Genomic DNA, 22,964 nt, shown 5'->3' with positions numbered 1-22,964 from the left:
TTCGCTTTGTTCGGCAAGCTCATCCAACTGCCGCTAGCCTCACCTGGGGTTCGTGGTCCTCGGGCCGGAGGTTTGCCGCTGGCTTCCTTCAGATTCCGCCTCGCGGCGGACACCCTTGCCTTAAGCTAACGCCTACTGCCACCTTCGGCGTTCGGGACTTCCACCCTAGAGACAACGCCCATGCCGGGCGCACCAAAGCAGCCCCCGGAGAAATCCGGGGGCTTTTTGTCAATATTAATATTGTGCGTCGGACTGCGGCTTCAGCAATGCCGATCCGGCGCCGCCGGGAGTGGTTTCCAATGGTGGAGAGTGGTTTTCTGGAAGCATCGGATCGGAGTACCTCGATAGAAAGTTGTTCTGCCGAGATACACTTGGCCGGCTTCAGCCCCGATGCGCCCGCCTGGGTGAAACTGTGGCGGGAACTCCGTCACGATTTTATCAACCATCTGCAGACGATCTTAGGATACATCCAGGTGGGGCGGGGGGAGCGCTCTCTCGAATACCTCCGCCATGTGGCCCAGCAGCTCCAGGAGGCTGGCAGCATCATGACCTTAGGCATCTTGCCGGTCATCGCCCATCTGCTGCTCAAGGGTCAGGAACTGCGGGAACAGGCCATTCACCTGCGCGTCCAGGTTGACCGGGGATGGGAACCGCGACCATGGCAGGTCGAGCACAAGGCCCGTCGATTAGCGTCGGTCGCGTCGGCCGCGATCGAGTCGTTACTCCCGACACGGGACCAGTCGGAGGAGGAACCGGTGCTCTGTCTGCGCTTTTGTGGTCCTGAGCCCATTCTGAAAGCATATTGGCTCGACCGTGATGAGACGATGGCGACGATAACACTGTCTGCTATTTTGCGCGAATAGTCATCATCGTCATTGCCTCACCCTGTAGCGGGGTCGGCTAATCAGCACCGCAATCGAAGTATCACTGAACCGACAATTGGGTTCGATTCCATAGGAGGTGACGCCGTTGTTTTACGATCAGGCGAGGATATTCGTCAAAGGCGGTGACGGGGGAAACGGCATCGTCTCCTTCCGCCGGGAAAAATACGTCCCTGAAGGCGGCCCCAACGGCGGCGACGGTGGCGACGGCGGCAACGTCATCTTCATCGGCGACGAAGGGCTGCGCACCCTCGTCGATTTTCGCTACCAGCGTCACTACAAGGCTGAACGGGGCGAGCACGGCATGGGTAAGAACATGCACGGGCGCAACGGCCAGGACATGACCGTCCGGGTGCCCATCGGTACCGTTGTCAAAGATGCCGAGACAGGCAAGATCCTGGTGGATATCACCTGTGATGGCCAGCAGTACATCGCCGCCAGGGGTGGAAGAGGCGGACGGGGCAACGCCAAGTTTGTCAGTTCCACCAACCGGGTGCCCCTGATCGCCGAAAAGGGTGAACCTGGCGAAGAGCATTGGCTGGAATTGGAATTGAAGCTGCTGGCTGACGTAGGGCTCGTCGGTTTCCCCAATGTGGGCAAATCAACCCTCATCGCCAGCGTATCGGCGGCCCGTCCGAAGATCGCCAACTATCATTTTACGACACTGGAACCCAACCTGGGCGTCGTCCGCATCGCCGAGGGACAGAGTTTCGTCATGGCCGACATCCCGGGGCTGATCGAAGGCGCCCACACCGGTGCCGGCTTAGGTCATGACTTCTTGCGCCATACCGAGCGCACTCGCTACCTGATCCATGTTCTGGATATCTCCGGCAGCGAAGGGCGCGACCCCTTGGAAGACTACGACGCCATCAACCGGGAACTGGCCCTCTACAAACCGGAACTGGCCGATAAGCCGATGGTTATCGCCGCCAATAAAATGGATCTGCCCGGTGCTGAGGAAAACCTGGCGCGCTTGCGGGAAAAGCTCGGCGAAGGTGCTGTCATTTTCCCTATCTCCGCCGCCACCCGGCAGGGGCTGGAACCGCTCATCTATCATGTTCACAAAGGGCTGGAAGAACTGGGGCCTGTCGTCTTTGAAAGGGTCACCGCTGACGCCCATATGGATGTCCGCTTTACCGGCAAGACAGAGGAACGCTTCAAGATCCACCGCGATGAACAGGGCGTTTTCGTTGTCACCGGCAAGGAAGTAGAGCGCCATGTGGCCATGACGGACATGGAAAATGAAGAATCGGTAGCTCGCCTGCAGCGCATCTTCGATGTCATGGGCGTCGATCAGGCATTAAGAGACGCCGGTTGCCAGCACGGCGATCCGGTCCGCATCGGCGATCTGGACTTTGACTTCATCGAGTATGCGGCTCAATATGCCGAACGCGACGATGACGGTGAAAATGGGTGATGACGAAAAAATAAACGATTTGCCCAATTTGCTCGATTCTGAAAAAATGTGTAAAAAGGGTCAAGGCAGGAAACTTTCAATGCATCGAGAATAATGCACGAAACGAATCCACTTGGAGGTGCGCCCAGTGTTCGGACGCCAAGACCTGCCCAAAGCCCGCCGCGTCATCGTCAAGGTGGGCACCAGCATCTTGACCCATGGCACGGGCAAGCTCAATCTGGAGCAGATGGAAAAGCTCGTCCGGCAACTGGCGGATCTTTCTAATCGGGGTCATCAGGTCATACTGGTCACTTCCGGCGCCGTCGGTGCCGGGATGGGGAGACTAGGCCTAGAGAAGCGGCCCAAATCAGTGCCGGAAAAACAGGCTTGCGCCGCTGTCGGCCAGGGCATCCTGATGCACATGTATGAAAAACTCTTCGCTGAGTATGGCCTCGTCGTCGCCCAGGTGCTGTTGACGCGGGATGACTTCGCCTTCCGGGAACGCTACATCAACGCCGGCAACACCCTCGAGGCGCTCCTGCGGATGAACGTCATCCCCATCATTAATGAAAACGATACAGTCGCCATTGATGAGATCCGCCTCCGCTTCGGCGACAATGACACCTTGTCGGCGCTGGTGGCGGGCCTGGTCCGAGGCGACCTGTTGATCCTGCTGACCGATATCGACGGACTCTACTCGGCCAACCCGCGGGTGGATCCGACTGCCGTCTTCATCCCCGAAGTGGCCGAGATCACACCGGAGATCGAGGCGATGGCGGCCGGCGCAGGCACAAACCTGGGCACCGGCGGCATGGCGACGAAGCTGCAAGCGGCCAAAATCGCCGTCGAATCGGGTGTAGCCATGGTCATCGCCCGGGGCAGCCGCCCCAACGCGCTCCGGGAGATCATGAACGGGGCGGAGGTGGGGACATTGTTCGTCCCCAACGAAACGCCACTGCCCGGTTATAAGCGCTGGCTGGCTTTCGGCTCCGCCTCCAGCGGCCGCATCCATATCGACGCCGGCGCCGCCGAGGCCATCGTCTCAGGCGGTAAAAGTCTGCTTCCCTGCGGCATTACCGGCGCCGAAGGCGAGTTTCAGAGCGGAGACATGGTGAGCATCATCTCGCCGGATGGCCTGGAAGTAGCCCGCGGCGTCACCCAGTACTCGGCCGATCAGGTCCGGCGCATCATGGGGAAACAATGCCAGGACATCGAAGCCGTTCTGGGCGTGAAAGGTGTTGACGAGGTCGTTCACCGGGACAATCTGACCGTCATGGTCTCTCGGCATATCGGCTAGCCCACGATAGCGCAGGCGTAAAAGAACCACAGGCGAAACAGGGGGAAAAAGACATGATCGTATATTCCGAACTGTCATTAAAGGGTAAAAAAGCGAAGGACGCTGCCTACAAATTGGGGTCTTTGTCCTCGCAGGTCAAAAACAAGGCCCTTGAAGCGATGGCTTATGCCCTAGTAGCCCAGGAAGAAGAGATCCTGGCCGCTAACGCCCTCGACATGGAAGCGGGACGGCAAAAAGGCATGTCCAAGGCGCTTTTGGACCGGTTGATGCTGAACAAAAAGCGCATCGAAGAAATGGCGGAAGGCCTGTACGCCCTTGTCAGCCTGCCTGATCCGATCGGCGAGGTAAAGCGCCAGTGGCGTCGCCCCAACGGCCTGGAAATCGGCCAGGTGCGCGTTCCTCTTGGTGTCGTTGGGATCATCTACGAAGCCCGGCCCAACGTCACCGTGGACGCCGCCGGTCTCTGCCTGAAGACAGGAAACGCTGTCATCCTGCGCGGCGGCTCTGAGGCGATCCGCTCCAACATGGCCATCGTCAAGGCCATTTCCAAAGCATCCGAAGAGGCAGGTATCCCCGAAGGGGCGATTCAACTGGTGGAGGATAGTAGCCGCGAAGTGGCTCAACAGATGATGACCATGAACGAATACCTGGACGTGCTCATCCCTCGCGGCGGCGCCGGATTGATTCAGGCTGTCGTTAAAAACGCCACCGTGCCGGTCATTGAGACGGGCGTTGGCAACTGCCACATCTACGTCGACGCCGACGCCGACCTGGAGATGGCAGAAAAGATTATCATCAATGCCAAGTGCCAGCGCCCTGGCGTCTGCAACGCTGCCGAGTCGCTCCTCGTCCACCAGGATGTGGCCCGCAAGTTCATTCCTCATATCGGCAAGGTGTTGACGGAGATGAACGTGGAACTGCGCGGCTGCCCCCGCACGTTGAGCCTCTTTTCCGGGATCAAGGAGGCCACCGATGAAGATTATGCCACTGAGTTTCTCGACCTGATCCTGGCCGTGAAAATCGTCGACAGCTTTGACGAGGCACTGGAACATATCCGCAAATACTCGACAGGCCACTCGGAGGCCATCGTCACCCGTGACTACAGCCGCGCCCGTGAGTTCACCCGCCGTGTCGACGCTGCTGCCGTCTATGTGAACGCCTCCACCCGTTTCACCGACGGCTTCCAATTCGGCATGGGCGCCGAGATCGGCATCTCCACCCAGAAACTGCATGCCCGCGGCCCTATGGGATTGAATGAGTTGACGACGATCAAGTATGTCTGCTACGGCGATGGACAGATCCGTTAATTCCCCTGTTGAGCGCAAGGGCTTTATCATCGGTCCCCACGGCGTCGTCATCTCCATCCCCGAAGACTTGGCCCACTATGAGTGGGTGGATACCAGTTACGGGATCAAGGTGCCCAAGATCAAAGTGCCCCAAAAGGAGGCAGCGCAAACAGGGGAAGCAATGGTCCGCGTGGGGATTATGGGCGGCACCTTCGACCCTGTCCACTACGGCCACCTGGTGACGGCGGAGGCAGCGGCCGATCTGTTCGACCTCTCTGTCGTCGTCTTCGTGCCTTCAGGCCGACCACCGCACAAGCAGCACCAGGACGTCACAGATCCCTGGGAACGCTACCGGCTGACCGAATTGGCCACCTGTTCCAACCCCCGTTTTCGCATGTCCGACGTAGAGGTCATCCGCCCCGGCTATTCCTACACCATCGATACGGTTCGCGCCTTCCGGCGTGAGTACGGAGAGCAGGCCGAGTTTTTCTTCATCACCGGCGCTGACGCCATCCTGGAGATCATGACTTGGCGCCAGATCGACCAGCTGATGGCCGAATGCCGCTTCATCGCCGCCTACCGCCCCGGCTATGGCCGGGACCACCTCCGGAAAGCGGTAGCGCGCATGGAGGCTTTTTCCGGTCGGATCCACCTAGTCGAGGTGCCGGCCTTGGCCATCTCCTCCACCGATATCCGACGGCGCCTCTATGAAGGTCGCTCCGTCAAATACCTGCTGCCTGAGCCGGTGCTCCATCGCATTATGGAAACCGGCGTCTACCATCTTGCGTCGCGCCATCGGCAGCCTCGCGAATAACCCCGCCGTTTCCGGTCATACTAAGTCGCGAGCGCAGGGCGAAGAGGAATATCGCTTGAAGCCAGAATCAGGGTTTATGGTGAGGTGAATGGGATTGACGCGGACCCTCTATGTGGGTAATTTGCCTTGGGCGACCAAGCCCGAGAACCTGACAGAACTTTTTTCCCCTTATGGGGAGGTTTTGAGCAGCCGGATCATCACAGACAGAGAGACCGGCCGTTCAAGAGGTTTCGGTTTCGTCGAGGTCAGAGATGAAGACGCCGAGCGCATGGTGGAAGCCATGAATGGCGCCGAGTACGAAGGCAGGATGCTGACCGTCAACGAGGCCAAGCCCAGGCAGGATCAATAAAAGAATTTATATGCACCTCCTAGACCGTAGCGGGATAGGAGGTTTATTATTGTGTATGACGGAAAGGATGATCCTGTTGGGAGATTGGCAAGCCATCAGCCGGCGCCTGCAAGAAGATCTGGCCCGTGAGATGAGCCCGCGTCGTTTTATCCATACGGTAGGGACTGGTGAAACGGCTTACCGATTGGCTGTTCAATGGGGCGCTGATCCGGAGCGAGCCCGCCTTGCAGCCCTTGCCCATGACATTGCCCGCGAATGGCCCTCCGACCGGCTGCTGCAAGCCTGTGAGGAGGCCGGCGTTCCCCTCGAACCGTGGGAGCGAAATCAGGTGGAACTTCTCCACGGCTACGCCGGCGCCTGGTGGGCGGCGAAGGTGTACAGACTCGATGATGACGAGGTGCTCAAGGCGGTGCGTCATCACACGATAGGCCACCCCGGCATGGCCCTTCTGGAGAAGATCGTCTATCTGGCCGACAAGATCGAACCTAATCGGGCCTACAAGGGTGTCGACAGGCTCCGCAAACTGGCTGGACAGTCGCTGGACAGCGCCGTCCTCGCCTGCCTCGATCAGGCGATCGAGCATGTCCTCCGCAAAGGCGGGCTGCTGCACCCCCTCACGGTCGAGACGCGCAATCGGTTAATCCTGGAGCGAAAACGGGAAGGCATGGACAGTCAACAACATATCGAAAAAACAACGGAAAAGCCCAATCGTTAAAAGGACTATCATCACACAAAGCCATCACGTAGAAACAATAAACAGGGAGGAAAGGGTAACTTGGGACAAGACAGCAAAGCAACGGCCATCGCCATCGCCGAAGCGGCCGCCGATAAAAAAGCCTATGACATCACCCTTCTCGATCTGCGCGGCAAGTCGAATGTGACTGACTATTTTGTCCTCTGCAACGGCAATTCGACGCCCCAGGTGCAAGCCATCTGCATGAACATCGAAGAAAAACTGAAGGATTACGGCCGCCACACCCTGCGCGTAGAAGGCTACCGAGACGGGCGCTGGGTGCTGATGGACTACGGCGATGTGGTTGTTCACATCTTCCGCCCCGAGACGCGAGACCATTATGCCTTGGAACGCCTCTGGGGCGATGCGCCCAGGGCGGTGGAGCCGAACTTCGGGGAGTTCATGCAGTAGCATCGTCGCTGTCAGGGCGCCTTCTCATCCCGCGGGAGCAGATGGGCGCCCTCATCAGGGCAGCGAGGTGATACGAAAGTGATTGTCTTACCGAAATACATAAGTGTTATGAAACGGACAACCGTTGGCCTGCTTTTCGCGTCTACGATCAGGCAGGGGTGAGACGATGAGACATGTGCTAGCACTGCAGTGTATCCATTGCGGGAAACAGCATGATCCCGGCGATGTGGACTATTACTGTCCCCTCTGCGGCTACCATGAGGGCATCCTCGACGTGCTCTATGACTATGAGGCGGTCAAGGCGGAGATGGACCCTGTCACCTTCAGCGCGGGCGGACCGCGCTCCATGTGGCGGTACCTGCCGCTCCTGCCGGTCGCCGAACCGGAGCGGATCAGCCATCTGCAGGTCGGCTGGACGCCTCTCTATCGAGCCTCGAGGCTGGCAGAAACGCTCGATGTGGCCGACTGCTGGGTGAAAGATGAAGGCCGCAACCCGACGGCCTCTTTCAAGGACCGGGCCAGCGCCGTAGGGGTTCTCAAGGCCATGGAGAGAGGCGCCTCCCGGATCACCTGTGCCTCCACGGGCAACGCGGCCTCCTCCTTAGCGGGCTTTGCCGCCGCCGCCGGTCTGCCGGCCTCCATCTTCGTTCCTAAGCGGGCGCCGGAAGCCAAGGTGGCCCAGTTGCTCGTCTTCGGCGCCCAGGTGTTTTCCGTTCAAGGAACCTATGATCAAGCCTGGGAACTGTGCATGGCGGCCAGCAGCCACTTCGGCTGGTACAACCGCAACTGCGCCATCAACGCTTACCTAATTGAAGGGAAGAAAACGGTCGCCCTGGAACTCGTTGAGCAGTTCCGGGAGCGGGGCGCCTTCCCCGACTGGGTCGTCGTCTCTGTCGGCGACGGCTGCACTATCGGCGGCGTCTGGAAAGGCTTCAAGGAGATGCAGCGCATCGGCTGGATCGAAAAGACGCCGAAGATCCTGGGTGTGCAGGCCGCCGGTTGCCAGCCCTTCGTCACCGCCTGGCGGGAGGGGAAAAGGCTCACCCCTTGTGAGGCCGATACCTTGGCTGATTCCATCGCCGTCGGTCACCCCCGCAATTTTGTCAAAGGGCTGCGAGCCGTGACAGAATCGGGCGGGGCTTATGTCGCCGTACCCGACCAGGCCATCCTCGAAGCCATGACCACCCTGGCCCGCAAGGCCGCCGTCTTTGGCGAACCGGCCGGCGCCACCGGTGTGGCCGGCGTCCAGGAGGCTCGCCGTCAAGGGATCATCGGCCCTGACGATGTGGTGGCTGTCATCGTCACGGGAAATGGCTTGAAGGACATCGCCAGCGCCATCCGGGCGGCCGGGCTGCCCGTGCCGGTCGATCCAGCGTTGGATGCTGTCCGGCGCGTAGCGAGCCCCTGACAGGCGACAAGTGGGGGACTTCTGGCGAGAAGCAAAGCGGCCGAGAGGAAGTTCGCACAGTCACGGCGAAGAAGAACATGGTAACGGGGTTGCCCGACATGGGTTTCCCCCTGGGGAGGAATCGATATGACCCGGATTCCCTTTGGACCGACCTACGATGAAATGCTTCACCCAGAGCGCCTGGACCCTTCGCTTCGTTCCCAGGCGCTCTTTGCGCTGCGCCAGAACGAACTGGACCCGCTCAACCTTTTCAATATCACCTGGAAAAACAGCGATAACCAAGTGCGCAAGGTCGTCCTGCCGCCGGCCCTCACCGGTGTTGATGCCAACATCGTCGTCATGCTTGGCTACGGCTTCCCCTCAGGCTCCCACAAAGTCGGCCCCGCCTACAGCACCCTGATGGAAGGGCTTGTCGATGGTGAGATCATCCCCGGCGTACATACCATCCTTGGCCCGTCGACAGGCAATTTTGGCATCGGCACCGCTTACATCTCCAACCTGCTCGGTTTTAAGGCTATCGTCATCATGCCCGACAACATGAGCAAGGAGCGCTATGAGCGGATCCAAAAATACGGCGGTGAGCTGGAACTGACGCCGGGCAGTGAATCGGATGTCATCTTGACGCTGGAACGGACCCATGAGATGATGAAAAACCCCGCCTATAAAGCCTTGGCCCAGTTCGAGCTTTTTCCCAACTACCGCTTCCACCGCCACGTGACCGGCAATAGTGCCATCGAGGCCGTCCAGGGCGTCGGCAACGGGCGCGTCGCCGCCTTTGTCTCAGCACCCGGTTCTGCCGGCACCCTCGCCGCTGGCGATCAGATCAAAGCCGTCTTCCCGGAGGCCAAGATCGGGGCGCTGGAACCCTATGAGTGCTCGACCCTGGCTAACGGCGGGCGCGGTCAGCATCGCATCGAAGGCATCGGTGACAAGATGTGCACCCTCATTCACAATGTGCTGACCACCGATTTCATCATCCTGATCCGGGATGAGGAAACGATCCAGGGACTGAAAGTTTTCCGGGACGGTGTAGAGGTTCTTACCCGGATGGGTGTTGATCGCGATTTTGCCCTGTCCATCCGCGACTGGTTCGGCCCCTCAGGGATCTGCAACATCCTGGGCGCCATCAAGATAGCTAAGTTCCTCCGCCTCGGCCCTGGCGACAACGTGGTCACCGTCGCCACCGACGGCTTTGACCGCTACCATTCGGTGATAGAAGACCTGGACCGCCGTTACCTGGAAACGGCGCCCTTCGTCCTCGAACGGTGGGCTAAGGACATCTTCCTTGGTGCCGATGACCAGCTGGTCTTCGATGTCCGACGCGCCGATAAAAAAGAGCGGCTCTTTCAGCAGAAAGAGAAAGACTGGCTCAAGTTCGGCTACAGCATCGACTTCCTCAACGCCATGCGTGAAGCCGGCTTCTGGGAGGAACAGTACGCCAAGGTGAAGGTCTACAACGAGAAGATCGCCGCGAGCCGACAAAAAGACTGATCCACCGGCCTTACACCCCAGACTTGCCGTACAAGTACTACCCAAATGAAGACTTTACAAAAGAGGGAAAAGACACCAAGGATGGTCAAAAAGCCACGGTGGCTTTGAACGTAAACGGCGAAAAATGAAGCCGAAGGTCAAGAATAGACGCTTTCAGGTCTTGCTTTTCAAAGGTTCTGGGAATAAAATTACAAGTATCAGGGAAATGGATCGGATCAGCGAATGGACTGACAGAAGGGCAATGGCGCCCTTCACCGCGAAGGGAAGAGGCCGCGTGGTGAAGGGCCTTTTATTTGTGGCTGATAGAACTAGCGTGAGGAGGGATGGAGACGTCTGCGAGGGAAAATTCGACAACCCTCGCTATAACAGTCTGTAATACAACAAAAACAAAACAGGGAGGATGTATTCGTGAAATTCAAATCCAAAAGGCTGGCGATTCTCCTGAGCCTGACCCTCGCCCTCGGTCTCGTGCTGACCGGTTGCGGCGGACAACCTACCGCTTCTCAACAACCGGCAGACAAAGCGACTGGCGACAAAGTCAAGGTGGCCTTCGTCTATGTCGGACCTGTCGGCGACGCCGGTTGGTCCTACGCCCATGACCAGGCTCGCAAGTACCTGGAAAAAGAAATGCCCAATGTGGAAACGTCTGTCGTGGAGTCTGTACCCGAGGGCGCTGACGCTGAGCGGGTGCTCACAGAGTTGGCCACTAAAGGCAATAAGATCATCTTCGCCACCAGCTTCGGCTATATGGACTATGTGATCAAAGTGGCCCAGAAATTCCCCGATGTGACTTTCCTTCACTGCTCCGGTTATAAGACGGCGCCCAATGTGGGTACATACTTCGGACGCATCTACCAGGCCCGCTACCTCTCCGGTCTCGCCGCCGGCAAACAGACACAGAGCAACGTCATCGGCTATGTGGCGGCCATGCCCATTCCCGAAGTTATCCGCGGCATCAACGCTTTTACCTTGGGCGTGAGGGAAGTCAACCCCAGCGCCATCGTCAAAGTTGTCTGGACCAACACCTGGTATGACCCTGCCAAAGAAAAAGATGCCGCCAAGAGCCTCCTCGATGCTGGCGCCGACGTGATCGCCCAGCACCAGGACACCCCTGCTCCGATGCAGGCTGCTGAGGAAAAAGGCAAATTCGGCGTCGGTTACAACACCGACATGAGTTCCTTCGCGCCCAAAGCTGTGTTGACCGGTCCTGTCTGGAACTGGGGGCCCTACTATGTAAAGACCGTCAAGGCGGTCATGGACAAGTCCTGGAAGCCTGAGCAGTATTGGGGTCCCATGTCCGACAACATCGTCGACCTCGCTCCCTATGGCCCCATGGTGAGCGATGACACGAAAGCCCTGATCGCCAAAAAGAAAGAGTCCATCGTCAAAGGTGAATGGGATGTCTTCACCGGCCCGATCAAAGACCAGTCCGGTCAGGTGAAGGTGCAAGAAGGCACCAAGATGACCGACAAGGAAATGCTCGAATTCAACTGGTTCGTCCAGGGTGTCGACGGAACCATCCCCAAGTAAACTTTTTCACATATTCGGCGTGGACAGCTTTTTATCAGTGAAGAGGTTGATGGGAAAGGCGCTCTTTATGCAAACAGCCCCTTCTCCACGAAACAACGTTTTTTCGTAAAATTCAGAGGTTTTCCAGGATGCAGGGTTCAAGCAATATCAGGATGGTCGCCGTCCGCCAGTTTTCTGGCGGACGGCAAGCCATTTGTCGGGCTGATTTTTGCAAACGACAACATAGGGTAGGGTGCATGTGATGGACGATATGGTCGAGATGATCGACATAACCAAACGATTCCCCGGTGTCGTGGCCAATGATCGGGTCAGCTTCGCCGTTCGCAAAGGGGAGATTCATGCCCTGCTCGGAGAGAACGGCGCAGGGAAGAGCACCCTGATGAACGTGCTCACCGGACTCTACCGCCCCGATGGCGGCGAGATCCGCATCAACGGGCGACCGGTGGAACTGCTGTCTCCGCGGGACGCCGTCGCACATGGTATCGGCATGGTGCATCAGCACTTCAAGTTGGTTAAGCCCTTTACTGTATCGGAAAACATCCTGCTCGGCCTCAAAGGGATCCGGCAGGTTTATGACATTCGCGCCATCAACGCCCAGGTACGGGCGGCCAGTGAGAAATACAGCCTCCTGGTCGATCCCGCTGCCCCGGTGTGGCAGTTGTCTGTCGGGGAACAACAGCGGGTGGAGATTCTGAAGATCCTCTTCCGCGGCGCAGACATCATCATCCTCGACGAACCTACAGCCGTCTTGACGCCTCAGGAGGCCGTCAGCCTGTATGCGACCTTGCGGCGTATGGCCGATGAGGGCAAGGCGATCATCGTCATCTCCCACAAGTTGAGCGAGGTGCTCGGCAACACAGACCGCATCACGGTGTTGCGGGGCGGTCGCTCCGTCGGCACCGTCTACACAGCGGAAACCGACGAGATGCAACTGACGCAGATGATGGTTGGCCGGACGGTCATCTTGCGCACCGACAAGGCCCCGGCGAAACGAGGCGACAAGATCCTCGAATTGACCGATGTATCCGCCCTCAACGACCGGGGGCTTCCGGCTTTGAAGTCGCTTTCGCTCGACATCTACGGTGGTGAAATCCTGGGCATCGCTGGCGTAGCCGGCAACGGCCAGCGGGAATTGGCCGAGGTGGTAGCCGGACTGCGGGCCATTGAGACGGGCGTGAAAAAGATCAACGGCGTGGAGATGACCCAGGCGACGCCGAAAGCGATGATCCGGGCCGGCGTCAGCTACATTCCCGAGGATCGCCTTGGCACCGGTTTGGCGCCGAACATGAACGCTGTCGAGAACTACCTGTTGAAGGGCGGCGGCGAGGCCCGGGGCATCATCAATTGGAAAAAAGCGGCCCGGGATACAGACGAGATCATTCAACGTTTTGACGTAAAAATCGCCAACGCCAAGGAGCCGGTCAAGATGCTCTCCGGCGGCAACTTGCAAAAGCTGCTCCTTGGGCGAGAGATCTCCAATAACCCTCGGCTGATTGTGGCCATGTACCCCATGCGTGGCCTTGACGTAGGAGCCATGGAAACGATCCGCAACCTCCTGGTGGCCCAGCGCGACGCCGGCGTCGCCATCTTGCTCATCTCGGAAGAATTGGAAGAGCTGTTTGACCTGTCTGATCGCATCGCTGTGCTTCATGGCGGTGAGATCATGGGCGTCGTCGACCCGCGGGCGGCAACCATCGAAGCGGTGGGCATGATGATGGCAGGTGAGCGGATGGATGCCGCAGCGAGGAGGGTGAAGAGGGATGCATCCTGAACGGGCAGAAAGACAAGGATTCGCCGGACGCCTGCGCCTTGCCGATTGGCGTTTCGAAAAGCGGAGCAACACCCCCGCGATGGCGATCGTCCTCGTTCCGGTGCTATCCATCGTCATCGGATTGATCTTCGCTGGTTTCTTTATCGCCGCCACCGGCAAGGAACCCTTGAGGGTTTACTCGCTGATGCTGGAAGGCGCCTTCGGCTCCTCTTACGGGATATCGGAAACGGTCGTCAAGGCCATCCCGCTCATGCTCTGTAGCCTTGCCGTATCGATCGCTTTTCGCATGCAGTTGTGGAACATCGGCGCTGAAGGTCAGTTGTACATGGGCGCCTTCGGCGCCAGTTGGGTCGCTCTCAACTGCCCGGACTGGCCGGCTTATGTGCTGCTTCCTGCTATGGCGATCATGGGCATGGGCATGGGCGGCCTTTGGGGCCTCCTGCCGGCTATCCCCCGGGCTTATCTGAAGGTAAATGAGACGATCACCACCTTGTTGATGAACTACATCGCCATCCTCTGGGTCGATTACCTTGTTTACGGTCCCTGGAAGGACCCTAATGGCTTCAATTTCCCCATTACGGCGCCCTTTTCCCCGAGCGCCATCTTGCCGGCCTTCGGGACGAGCCGCATCCACATAGGCCTCTTCTTGGCGCTGATCACGGCGGCCATTCTCTATTTCGTCCTCCGCCACACCCGCTGGGGCTTTGAGATCCGCGTCAGCGGCGAGAGCCCCTCAGCTGCCCGTTACGCCGGCATGAACCACGTCAAAAATATCCTCCTGGTCATGTTCGTCAGCGGCGCCCTGGCCGGCCTCGCCGGCATGACCGAGGTTTCCGGCATCACCCAGCGGCTTCAGCACGGCATCTCGCCAGGCTACGGTTATTCAGCCATCATCATCGCCTGGCTGGCCCGCCTGCACCCCTGGGCGATCGTCTTCGTTTCCTTCCTCTTCGGCGGCCTCCTCGTCGGCGGTTACAGCATCCAGACGAGCGGTTTCCCGGCAGCGACCGTCTCTATGCTGCAGGGGGCCATCCTGTTCTTCGTTGTCGGCGGCGAAATTTTTGTCAACTATCGGCTGAAAACCAGCGGGAAGGAGGGGCAATAATATGGAAACATCGATATGGGTATCCCTCCTGGCCACTGGCGTCATCGCCGGCACCCCGCTCCTTTTCGCCGCCCTCGGCGAGATCCTGTCAGAGCGAGCCGGCATCCTCAACCTGGGCGTCGAGGGCATGATGCTTGTCGGTGCTGTCACCGGTTTTCTCGTCACGCACAGCGCCCAGAACGAATGGAGCGGCCTGGCCATGGCCACTGTCGCCGGCGGCCTGATGGCTTGCATTCACGCCTTTTTGTGCATCACCTTGCGGGCCAATCAGGTCGTCAGCGGTCTCGCCTTGACCATCTTCGGTTCCGGACTCAGCGGTTACCTCGGCAAAAGCCTGATCGGCGTCCCCCTGGCCAACACCTTCAAACCCGTCCCCATCCCCGTTCTCAGCGATATCCCCTTTATCGGCGAGATCCTCTTCAAACATGATGTGCTCGTCTACATCAGCTATGTGCTGATCGCCATCATCTGGTTCTTCCTCTTCCGGACCAAGGCCGGCCTGGAACTGCGCGCTGTCGGAGAAAACCCAGCCGCTGCTGATGCGGCGGCCATCAACGTCTTTGCCACCCGCTACGCCTGTGTCATCGCCGGCGGCATGCTCGCCGGTATCGCCGGCGCCTATCTGTCGCTGGCCTATGCGCCTTCCTGGTTGGAGAACATGACGGCCGGAAGGGGCTGGATCGCTGTCGCTCTCGTCATCTTCGGCATGTGGAACCCTATCCGAGCCTTCTTCGGCAGCTTCTTCTTCGGCACCATCGATGTGCTCGGCTTTACCATGCAGACACTGGGCATCCAGATCCCCTCTTTCTTCCTGAAGATGCTCCCCTATGTCCTCACGATCGTCGTCCTCATCGTCGTCACCCGTGAGACGAAGACCCGCCGCATCGCTTCGCCGGAGGCATTAGGATTATCGTATAACCGGGAGGAGCGGTAAAAGTCGGCAGCGAAATCCAAGGCCCAGCCTGAAGGAACCGCCTTACCCTTCCGAAGATCGAGGTGAATCGATTGTCCCGCCGCATCATCATCAAAGACGCATTGATCGTGACCATGAATCAGCAACGCCAGGTCATCCGGGGAGACCTCGCTATCTGCGATGGGGTAATTTCGTCCATTCGCCCCGGAGGCGACCTCGACTCAGTAGGTGAATCCAGCCCTGCAAGCGATCGCCAAACCGCCTTCTTCGCAGACCGGATCATCGATGCGCAGGGACGCATGGTCATCCCCGGGATCATCCAAGGCCATATCCACCTCTGTCAGACCCTCTTTCGCGGTCAAGCCGATGACCTGGAGCTGCTCGATTGGCTGAAACTGCGCATCTGGCCTTTGGAAGGCGCCCATGATGCGGAATCCCTCTATACGTCGGCCTGCCTGGGGATCGGCGAGATGTTTCGTTGCGGCACTACGGCCATCGTCGACATGGCCACCGTCCACCACACCGAATCGGTTTTCCAGGCGATCGTCGACTCGGGTATCCGCGCCCTGAGCGGCAAGTGCATGATGGATCGGGGGCAGGATGTTCCGGTCACCCTGATGGAACAGCGGGAGGAATCGCTCAGAGAGAGCGTCGATCTTCTCGAGAAATGGCATGGGAAGGGCGACGGGCGGCTTCACTATGCCTTTGCGCCCCGCTTCGCCATATCCTGCAGCGAGGAACTGCTCCTTGAGGTGGGCGATCTGGCTCGGCGCTACGGCGTCATGATCCACACCCACGCATCGGAAAGCCGGGGCGAGATCGCCATCGTCCAGGAAGAGCGCAAGATGCGCAATGTTCTCTACTTCGACCACCTGGGCATGGCCGGTGACAACCTGATCCTGGCCCACTGTATCTGGCTCGATGAGGCGGAACTGGATCTGATCGAACAGCGCCGCATCAAGGTATCCCACTGTCCCTCCTGCAACTTGAAACTCGGCTCCGGCGTCGCGCCTATCCCGGAGCTGATCCGCCGGAATGTCGCTGTCTCCATCGGGGCCGACGGCGCTCCTTGCAACAATAACCTCGATCCCTTCACGGAGATGCGCACCGCAGCACTGATCCAGAAAGCGCTTCACGGCCCGACAGCCATGCCGGCCTGGCAGGTCTTTGAACTGGCCACCTTAGGCGGAGCTCAGGTGATGGGCATGGCGGACCGCATCGGTTCTCTCGAAGTGGGTAAGCGGGCTGATTTGGCCATGCTTGATCTCAATCATCTCCACTGCGCCCCCATCGAGGGCGCCGATGTGTACACCCAACTGGTCTACCAGGCGCGGGGGAGCGACGTGGTGTTGACGATGGTCGACGGTCGCATCGTCTATGAGGAAGGGAAACTGACCACGATCGATGAAAAAGACTTGCTCCGCGACGCGAGTGAAGCCATCGTCCGCGTTGTCCGCAGGGCCGGGATCGTCCGGTGACTGCAGCAATTCGATGAATGCAATGGTCGGTGACAGCCGCCTCGTGAAGCCCTGTCTCTGAAGTTGAACCAGTGAGTAGAATCGGGCGACCGGCAGGTGTAACGCTGTATGGAAGCGTTTATTCCGGAGGTTGATATCGTGCGGTTATCAGAGGCGTTCGGCATCATGAGCCCGACGGTAGTGTCGGTCGTCGGGGCAGGTGGAAAGAGTTCGCTCCTGATGTCTCTCAGCGACCAGTGGGATACAGAGCGGATCCCTTATGTGCTGACGACGACCACCCGAATGGCTTATGCGCAGGTGGAGCATCTGGCGCCCGTCTTTCAGGAGGAATTTCAGCCTGGGCTTTTGCAGGTGCTTTCCGACCTGAGGCGCTTCGGCCGGGCCGGCTGGTTCCTGGGTTTTTCCGAGGAAAAAGTGAAAGGTCTTCCGCCGGAATGGGTGGACCGCCTTTGTGATTATCGATGTTCCTGGCATCTTTTGATCGAGGCAGACGGTGCCGGCGGCCGTCTGCTCAAAGCGCCGGCCGCCCATGAACCGGCTGTTCCCTCCCGGAGCGATCTGACGGTCGGTGTACTTCACCTCGGCGCCATCGGGAGTCCCATTGACACGACTGTCGTCCATCGTCCAGGACTTGTTCGACCCATCATCGGAAAGGAGAATGGGGAACCCATCGAACCGGAGGACCTGGCCCGGTTGGCCCTCCATCCGAAGGGGATATTCCGTGGCGCCGCGGGAAAACGGACGCTTGTGCTGAACAGCGGCGACGCCGGCGGCGACAAGGCGGATCTGCACCGGCGCTGGGTGGAAGCGATCGTTCATCAAATCTGGAAGGAAGGGGACGGCCGCACTGAGCGCGTCATTTGGACGAAAGGATATGGCCGAGAACTGCGGGCGCTGCGGGTCTATCAGCCACGATAGGGAAGAGGGAGAGTCCTCTTCCTTTTTATGCATCGCTTCCTCTGCTCCGCAAGACGGTGCTCTTGCGAAGGCGGCACCGCCAGGACAATCAACGGTGTCATCAGTCTCGCAGACAGCCCTGCTGACCCCAAAACGATTCTCTTCTCTAGGCATCGCCATTTTGGCAGCAGGATTTTCGCGACGCATGGGACAGCCTAAACTCCTACTGCCCCTGGGAGAAAAACCGCTCTTGGCCCACGCCTTGGACCGGATGAACGACTTGCCTTGGGGCCGTCGACTCGTCGTCATCGGTGAGCCGAGGCACGCCCTCGCTGACCTGTCTTTGAGCCGGGGTTACCGAGTCGTTTACAACGAAAGTCGAGAGGAAGGGCAGGCGTCGTCGGTCCGGTTGGCAGTCTCCACGTTATGCTCATCTCCGGCAGTAAGTCAGGCGACGGCAGAAAGCCAAATGCCGGTGGTAAGCTCATCGCCAATGATAAGTCCATTGCCGGCGCCAGATAGCCAAGCGACCGAACTTTCTGGATATCTCTTCTTGCCGGGCGATCAACCCTTTATCGAACCACTTTTGATAGCGGCCATGGCGAACGCCTTTTTTCAAAAAAATGATCGGCGCGCCATCGTTGTTCCCCGGCACGCAGGACAGTGGCGCAGCCCGGTCCTCTTCGGCGTCGCCTGGCGATCTGCCTTGTCGACACTGACCGGTGACCAGGGAGGACGAGATCTGATCCAGAAAAACCCAGGCTGCCTTGTTTCGGTCGACTGGGCGGACGAAGGACCTTTTGCAGATGTCGATACCTGGACAGATTACGAAGCCCTGCAACGGCAAAAGAGAACCTTTTCTGCGAGGCCCGTCCGGCAAGGATGAGCCTTTTGTATGTTTTGATTATCTTATGCCATCGATAGGAAAGCCCGACAGAGCAAATCCCCCCTACGACAGGCTGAACGCTGCCATAGGGGGGATTGTACTTATACCGCCTGCGGAAGCCCGCCTTCACGGAACTGGCTGTGATACAGCTCTGCGTAAAAACCGCCTTTGGCAAGCAAATCGGCATGGTTCCCCTGTTCGATGACCTTGCCATGGTCCATGACCAGGATCAGATCGGCCTCTCGGATGGTCGACAACCGGTGGGCGATGACGAAGCTGGTCCGACCCTGCATCAATCTCCCCATCGCCTTCTGAATCAGCGCCTCTGTGCGCGTGTCAACGCTGCTGGTGGCCTCGTCGAGGATGAGGATGGCCGGGTCAGCCAAGAGGGCGCGGGCGATGGTCAGCAACTGCTTTTGCCCCTGCGAGATGTTGGAGGCTTCCTCATCGAGCACAGTGGCGTAACCGTCAGGCAGGGTGCGGATGAAGCGGTCGGCCTTCGCCGCCTTGGCGGCGTGGACGATCTCCTCCTCCGTGGCCCCTTCACGTCCGTAGGCGATATTCTCCCTGATCGTGCCATGAAAGAGCCAGGTGTCTTGGAGGACCATGCCGAAGCAGCGCCGCAGATCGCTTCTACGGAGATGACGGATATCAACGCCGTCAATGGTGATGCGCCCACAGTCGACCTCATAAAAACGCATCAACAGGTTGATCAACGTCGTCTTGCCGGCGCCGGTCGGTCCGACGATGGCGACTGTCTGTCCCGCTTTGACGTGGATCGACATATCCTCGATGAGCGGTTCGTCCGATTTGTAGCGGAAAGAGACCGCTTCAAAGGCGACGTCCCCCAAGGGGCGGAATGCTGGAACAGCGGCTATATCCGCTTCTTCCGCCTCATCGAGCAGTTCGAAAACCCGCTCGGCTGAGGCGATGGTGGACTGGATCACGTTGGCGATATTGGCTGTCTGGGTGATAGGGTGGGCGAACTGCCGGGCGTACTGGATGAAGGCCTGCACATCGCCGATCTCAATGGCCCTTTTCGTGACCATCACGCCGCCGACGACACAGACGAGGACATAGCCGATGTTGTTGATGAACATCATCAGCGGCATGATGATGCCGGAGATGAACTGAGCCCGCCAGCTAACGTCATAAAGCTGTTCATTGATAGCGCTGAACTTGGCGATCGACGATGCCTCCTGGCCGTAGGCTTTGACGACAGGATGGGCCGTGTACATCTCTTCGATATGGCTATTCAGTTCTCCCAGCGTCTTTTGCTGGTTGATGAAATGAGACTGGGAGCGGGAGGCGATGCTTTTGATCACGAAGGCGCTCAAGGGCAGGGTGACGAGGAGGATTAGGGTCATCCCGGGGCTGATGACCAGCATCATGACGATGATGCCGACGATCGTCACCACGTTCGTGATCAGCTGGGTCAGGCTCTGGCTCAAGGTGTTGCTGATATTGTCTACGTCGTTGACGACCCGGCTCAGCGTCTCGCCGTGCGGTTTGCTGTCAAAATAGCGCAGCGGCAGGCGAGACAGTTTTTCGTTCACATCCTGCCGCAGCGCAAAGACCGTCTTTTGGGCCACACCGGCCATGACATACTGCTGCACATACCCGAAAAGGGCGCTGAATCCGTATAGCCCCGCCAGGACGAGCAGGATCTTCGCGATATAGGGAAAGTCGATGGCAGCGTCTGGCGACCCCTGATAGCGCATCATCAGCCCTGCAAAGAGCCGTGTCGTGGCATTGCCCAGCAGTTTCGGGCTGACGATGGAGAAGACGGTGCTGAGCAGGGCTGTGACGAGAACGGTGAAGAGGGAGAGCCGGTGCGGGCGCAGGTAGGCCGCCAGACGGCGGAGTGTGTCCTTGACATTCTTCGCTTTTTGCACCGGCATCCCCATGGGTGGTCCGCCGCCAGGGCTGAAACCGGCACGTGGTGCTGTTTTGATGCTACTTGCCTTCGTCATGCTGCGTCCTCCTCCGAGAGTTGAGAGGCGACGATCTCGCGGTACACATCACAGCTTTGCATCAACTGCTTGTGGTCGCCGATGCCGGCGATACGCCCCTGGTCGAGGACGATGATGCGCGTCGCGTCCATGATGGTGGAGACCCGCTGCGCCACGAGCAGCACGATGGCATTGGCGATCTCCGGTTTCAAAGCGGCGCGCAGGTTGGCGGCTGTCTTATAGTCGAGGGCGGAAAAGCTGTCGTCGAAGAGGTAGATGGCTGGTTTTCTCACAAGGGCGCGGGCGATGGAGAGGCGCTGTTTCTGCCCGCCTGACAGGTCGGCGCCGCCCTGGGCGATGGGGGAATCGAGACCGCCGGCCCGCTCAGCGATGAACTCGCCGGCCTGGGCGATCGCCAGGGCGCGCAGGATGTCGTCGCCAGAGGCGTCGGACTTTCCGCAGCGGATGTTCTCGGCGATGGTGCCGGAAAAGAGCAGCGCCTTTTGCGACACATAGCCGATCTTCGCACGCAGGTCTTGCTGGGCCAGCTGGCGCACATCGACGCCATCCAAGAGAATGCTGCCGCTGTCGATGTCGTATAAGCGGGGGATCAGGCTCAACAGCGTCGACTTGCCTGAGCCGGTGCCGCCGATGATGGCCGTGATCTCGCCGGACCGGGCTGTGAAGGAAACATCGGAGAGGACCGGCTGTTCCGCGCCGGGGTAGGAGAAGGTGACGTTGCGGAACTCCAGGGTCTCTACAGCGGGGCTTGTCAAGGGAGGATTTGTTCCGTCAATCGTCACCGGATCGACGATCGTCGCAACCGTATCGAGCACCTCGTTGATGCGCGCGGCCGAGGCGGAGGCCCGAGGAATCATGACAAAAAGAAAGGCCGCCATCATCAACGAAAACAGGATCTGCATGGCATACTGGATAAAAGCCATCAGGTCGCCCACCTGCAAATGCCCGCTTTCGATGCGCAGGCTGCCGAACCAGACGATGGCGATGATGGAGAAGTTCAAGAGCAGCATCATGATCGGCATCAGGGCGGCCATGATGCGGTTTACCTGGATCGCTGTGTTCGATAGGTCGGCGTTGGCCTCATGAAAGCGCACCTTCTGATGGTCGCCACGGTCGAAGGAGCGGATCACGCGGATCCCCATCAAGGTTTCCCGGAGGACCTGGTTTAATTTGTCGAGCTTCACCTGGATGGCTTTAAAGAGGGGCATTCCCTTGCGCGCCATGATAAAGATGACCGCCGCCAGGATGGGGACGACGGCGGCGAAAACGAGGGACAGGCGGGCGTCGCGGGACACAGCCATGATGATGCCGCCGGCGCACATCAAGGGGGCGCTGATCATCATGCGCATCGTCACTGTCAACATCTGCTGCAGTTGATGGATGTCGTTCGTCGTCCGGGTGATCAGCGAGGCGGCGCCGAAGCGGTTGAACTCCTGGAGGGAAAAGCGCTCCACATGGGTGAACAGGGCGCTCCGGAGGTCGCGGCTGAAGCCGGAGGCCGCTTTGGCAGACAGGTTGCTTGCCCCAATTGAGCAGATCCCCCCGACAGCGGCCACGATCAGCATGAGGCCGCCGAGCTTCAGGATATAGACGCTGTCGCCGGTCACGATGCCCCAGTTCACGATATCGGCCATCAAGGTCGGCAGATACAATTCGGACAGGGCTTGCAAAAAGAGCAGGACCAGGAGCAGGGTGACAGAGGCCCGATAGGGATGCAAAAAACGGTATAGCTTTAACATGCGCTATCCTCTTCCTTTGATAGGATCTGTGATGTGGGGGCCTCTTTTGTGGCGAAATAAAGGAACGCCTCATTCAGCAGTTCGGCCAGTTGCTGGCTCTTCACCTCGCCCAGGTGGTTGACCAATCCGTCGAAGGCGCTCACAAACTCATCGGCTGCCGCTTTGGTCACCTTTTCGCCCTTCTGCGTCAACCCGATGAGCGCCGCGCGCCGGTCATCCCGATCGATGGCCCGCTCCACCAGACCTCTTGCCTCCAGGTCCTTGATCAGTTGCGTCACCGTAGGGGGCCTTACGCGCAGGAGTTGGCTGATCTCGGACGCCTTGATGCCGCGAGAACCGGGCTTTCGTCCTTTCTTGATGCAAAAGAGGACCTTGATTTCGCTGGGCTTGTATCCGAGGATACTCCGCTGGTGCCACTCGATCCGCTTAAACTGCATGAAGGCTTGCAGCAGTTTTTGGGCCGTGCCGCTTTCATGAACCATTTCGTCACCTCACAGGCGATTTGCCATTTACTGAAAAAATATTTGTTAACCTAACTAATTATATAATTGCCTCAAGAGAGAGTCAATCGCACAACATTTGGCGGGGGCGGAATAGGATGTGCTG

20 protein-coding genes are annotated in these 22,964 nt (G+C 58.9%); 17 read left to right on the top strand and 3 right to left on the bottom strand.

Features of this window, described 5'->3' with window-relative positions; translation table 11 throughout:
- Positions 1–299 precede the first annotated feature (299 nt).
- The 17 genes from HM1_RS12305 to HM1_RS15315 all read left to right on the top strand — a co-directional run bounded on the left by HM1_RS12305 (position 300) and on the right by HM1_RS15315 (position 18,646).
- A complete protein-coding gene (locus HM1_RS12305) occupies positions 300–863 on the top strand; it encodes a Spo0B domain-containing protein (protein WP_012283720.1) in 564 nt (187 codons plus the stop codon).
- 106 nt (positions 864–969) lie between these two features.
- Positions 970–2,298 (top strand): GTPase ObgE, encoded by a 1,329-nt coding sequence (gene obgE, locus HM1_RS12300; protein WP_012283719.1) that lies wholly within the window; start codon positions 970–972, stop codon positions 2,296–2,298.
- 127 nt (positions 2,299–2,425) lie between these two features.
- The gene (proB, locus tag HM1_RS12295) at positions 2,426–3,574 is read left to right on the top strand and encodes a glutamate 5-kinase (protein ID WP_012283717.1); all 1,149 of its coding nucleotides are present in this window, start codon (positions 2,426–2,428) and stop codon (positions 3,572–3,574) included.
- 53 nt (positions 3,575–3,627) lie between these two features.
- The gene (locus HM1_RS12290; protein WP_012283716.1) at positions 3,628–4,881 is read left to right on the top strand and encodes a glutamate-5-semialdehyde dehydrogenase; all 1,254 of its coding nucleotides are present in this window, start codon (positions 3,628–3,630) and stop codon (positions 4,879–4,881) included.
- Complete coding sequence (nadD, locus tag HM1_RS12285; RefSeq protein WP_335324167.1) at positions 4,850–5,674, top strand: nicotinate-nucleotide adenylyltransferase; 825 nt, start codon at positions 4,850–4,852, stop codon at positions 5,672–5,674. Before HM1_RS12290 ends, nadD begins: the two co-directional genes overlap by 32 nt.
- Before the next feature lie 88 nt (positions 5,675–5,762).
- Entirely contained in the window at positions 5,763–6,023 is a 261-nt protein-coding gene (locus HM1_RS12280) for an RNA recognition motif domain-containing protein (protein ID WP_012283714.1), read from the top strand.
- A 55-nt stretch (positions 6,024–6,078) separates the two neighbouring features.
- Entirely contained in the window at positions 6,079–6,738 is a 660-nt protein-coding gene (yqeK, locus tag HM1_RS12275) for a bis(5'-nucleosyl)-tetraphosphatase (symmetrical) YqeK (RefSeq protein WP_049754167.1), read from the top strand.
- 60 nt (positions 6,739–6,798) lie between these two features.
- Positions 6,799–7,167: a ribosome silencing factor gene (rsfS, locus tag HM1_RS12270; RefSeq protein WP_012283712.1), complete on the top strand. Its 369-nt coding sequence runs from the start codon at positions 6,799–6,801 to the stop codon at positions 7,165–7,167.
- A gap of 166 nt (positions 7,168–7,333) precedes the next feature.
- Positions 7,334–8,575: a threonine synthase gene (gene thrC, locus HM1_RS12265; RefSeq protein ID WP_012283711.1), complete on the top strand. Its 1,242-nt coding sequence runs from the start codon at positions 7,334–7,336 to the stop codon at positions 8,573–8,575.
- A gap of 126 nt (positions 8,576–8,701) precedes the next feature.
- Positions 8,702–10,066, top strand: coding sequence for a PLP-dependent cysteine synthase family protein (locus HM1_RS12260; RefSeq protein WP_012283710.1), 1,365 nt, complete (start codon positions 8,702–8,704; stop codon positions 10,064–10,066).
- A 408-nt stretch (positions 10,067–10,474) separates the two neighbouring features.
- Positions 10,475–11,596, top strand: coding sequence for a BMP family ABC transporter substrate-binding protein (locus HM1_RS12250; protein WP_012283709.1), 1,122 nt, complete (start codon positions 10,475–10,477; stop codon positions 11,594–11,596).
- A 241-nt stretch (positions 11,597–11,837) separates the two neighbouring features.
- On the top strand, positions 11,838–13,367 hold the full coding sequence (locus HM1_RS12245) for an ABC transporter ATP-binding protein (RefSeq protein ID WP_012283707.1): 1,530 nt from the start codon (positions 11,838–11,840) through the stop codon (positions 13,365–13,367).
- Entirely contained in the window at positions 13,357–14,472 is a 1,116-nt protein-coding gene (locus HM1_RS12240) for an ABC transporter permease (protein ID WP_012283706.1), read from the top strand. Before HM1_RS12245 ends, HM1_RS12240 begins: the two co-directional genes overlap by 11 nt.
- A 1-nt stretch (position 14,473) precedes the next feature.
- Positions 14,474–15,406: an ABC transporter permease gene (locus HM1_RS12235; protein WP_012283705.1), complete on the top strand. Its 933-nt coding sequence runs from the start codon at positions 14,474–14,476 to the stop codon at positions 15,404–15,406.
- Positions 15,407–15,477: 71 nt separating this feature from the next.
- Complete coding sequence (locus tag HM1_RS12230; protein ID WP_012283703.1) at positions 15,478–16,863, top strand: 5'-deoxyadenosine deaminase; 1,386 nt, start codon at positions 15,478–15,480, stop codon at positions 16,861–16,863.
- A 108-nt stretch (positions 16,864–16,971) separates the two neighbouring features.
- Positions 16,972–17,781, top strand: a complete 810-nt coding sequence (gene yqeC, locus HM1_RS14765; RefSeq protein WP_049754166.1) for a selenium cofactor biosynthesis protein YqeC — start codon at positions 16,972–16,974, stop codon at positions 17,779–17,781.
- On the top strand, positions 17,738–18,646 hold the full coding sequence (locus HM1_RS15315; RefSeq protein WP_012283701.1) for a nucleotidyltransferase family protein: 909 nt from the start codon (positions 17,738–17,740) through the stop codon (positions 18,644–18,646). The genes yqeC and HM1_RS15315 overlap by 44 nt, the downstream gene beginning before the upstream one ends.
- A gap of 101 nt (positions 18,647–18,747) precedes the next feature.
- Here HM1_RS15315 and HM1_RS12215 read toward each other — a convergent pair whose 3' ends face one another.
- The 3 genes from HM1_RS12215 to HM1_RS12205 are packed head-to-tail and all read right to left on the bottom strand — an operon-like array spanning position 18,748 to position 22,840.
- Positions 18,748–20,619: an ABC transporter ATP-binding protein gene (locus tag HM1_RS12215; RefSeq protein WP_012283700.1), complete on the bottom strand. Its 1,872-nt coding sequence runs from the start codon at positions 20,617–20,619 to the stop codon at positions 18,748–18,750.
- A complete protein-coding gene (locus HM1_RS12210; RefSeq protein ID WP_012283699.1) occupies positions 20,616–22,358 on the bottom strand; it encodes an ABC transporter ATP-binding protein in 1,743 nt (580 codons plus the stop codon). The genes HM1_RS12215 and HM1_RS12210 overlap by 4 nt, the downstream gene beginning before the upstream one ends.
- A complete protein-coding gene (locus HM1_RS12205; RefSeq protein WP_012283698.1) occupies positions 22,352–22,840 on the bottom strand; it encodes a MarR family winged helix-turn-helix transcriptional regulator in 489 nt (162 codons plus the stop codon). Before HM1_RS12205 ends, HM1_RS12210 begins: the two co-directional genes overlap by 7 nt.
- Between the last annotated feature and the right edge of the window lie 124 nt (positions 22,841–22,964).

It is taken from the genome of Heliomicrobium modesticaldum Ice1, from assembly GCF_000019165.1.
Lineage (GTDB): Bacteria > Bacillota > Desulfitobacteriia > Heliobacteriales > Heliobacteriaceae > Heliomicrobium > Heliomicrobium modesticaldum.
This window is presented reverse-complemented; position numbering and strand designations above follow the sequence as displayed.

Bases quoted from the DNA above. Each gene is read 5' to 3' on its own strand.
- HM1_RS12305 (WP_012283720.1), top strand. From the start codon at position 300: ATGGTGGAGAGTGGTTTTCTGGAAGCATCGGATCGGAGTACCTCGATA.
- HM1_RS12290 (WP_012283716.1), top strand. From the start codon at position 3,628: ATGATCGTATATTCCGAACTGTCATTAAAGGGTAAAAAAGCGAAGGAC.
- nadD (WP_335324167.1), top strand. From the start codon at position 4,850: ATGTCTGCTACGGCGATGGACAGATCCGTTAATTCCCCTGTTGAGCGC.
- HM1_RS12280 (WP_012283714.1), top strand. From the start codon at position 5,763: ATGGGATTGACGCGGACCCTCTATGTGGGTAATTTGCCTTGGGCGACC.
- yqeK (WP_049754167.1), top strand. From the start codon at position 6,079: ATGACGGAAAGGATGATCCTGTTGGGAGATTGGCAAGCCATCAGCCGG.
- thrC (WP_012283711.1), top strand. From the start codon at position 7,334: ATGAGACATGTGCTAGCACTGCAGTGTATCCATTGCGGGAAACAGCAT.
- HM1_RS12260 (WP_012283710.1), top strand. From the start codon at position 8,702: ATGACCCGGATTCCCTTTGGACCGACCTACGATGAAATGCTTCACCCA.
- HM1_RS12245 (WP_012283707.1), top strand. From the start codon at position 11,838: ATGGACGATATGGTCGAGATGATCGACATAACCAAACGATTCCCCGGT.
- HM1_RS12240 (WP_012283706.1), top strand. From the start codon at position 13,357: ATGCATCCTGAACGGGCAGAAAGACAAGGATTCGCCGGACGCCTGCGC.
- HM1_RS12235 (WP_012283705.1), top strand. From the start codon at position 14,474: ATGGAAACATCGATATGGGTATCCCTCCTGGCCACTGGCGTCATCGCC.
- yqeC (WP_049754166.1), top strand. From the start codon at position 16,972: ATGGAAGCGTTTATTCCGGAGGTTGATATCGTGCGGTTATCAGAGGCG.
- HM1_RS15315 (WP_012283701.1), top strand. From the start codon at position 17,738: ATGGCCGAGAACTGCGGGCGCTGCGGGTCTATCAGCCACGATAGGGAA.
- HM1_RS12215 (WP_012283700.1), bottom strand. From the start codon at position 20,619: ATGACGAAGGCAAGTAGCATCAAAACAGCACCACGTGCCGGTTTCAGC.
- HM1_RS12210 (WP_012283699.1), bottom strand. From the start codon at position 22,358: ATGTTAAAGCTATACCGTTTTTTGCATCCCTATCGGGCCTCTGTCACC.
- HM1_RS12205 (WP_012283698.1), bottom strand. From the start codon at position 22,840: ATGGTTCATGAAAGCGGCACGGCCCAAAAACTGCTGCAAGCCTTCATG.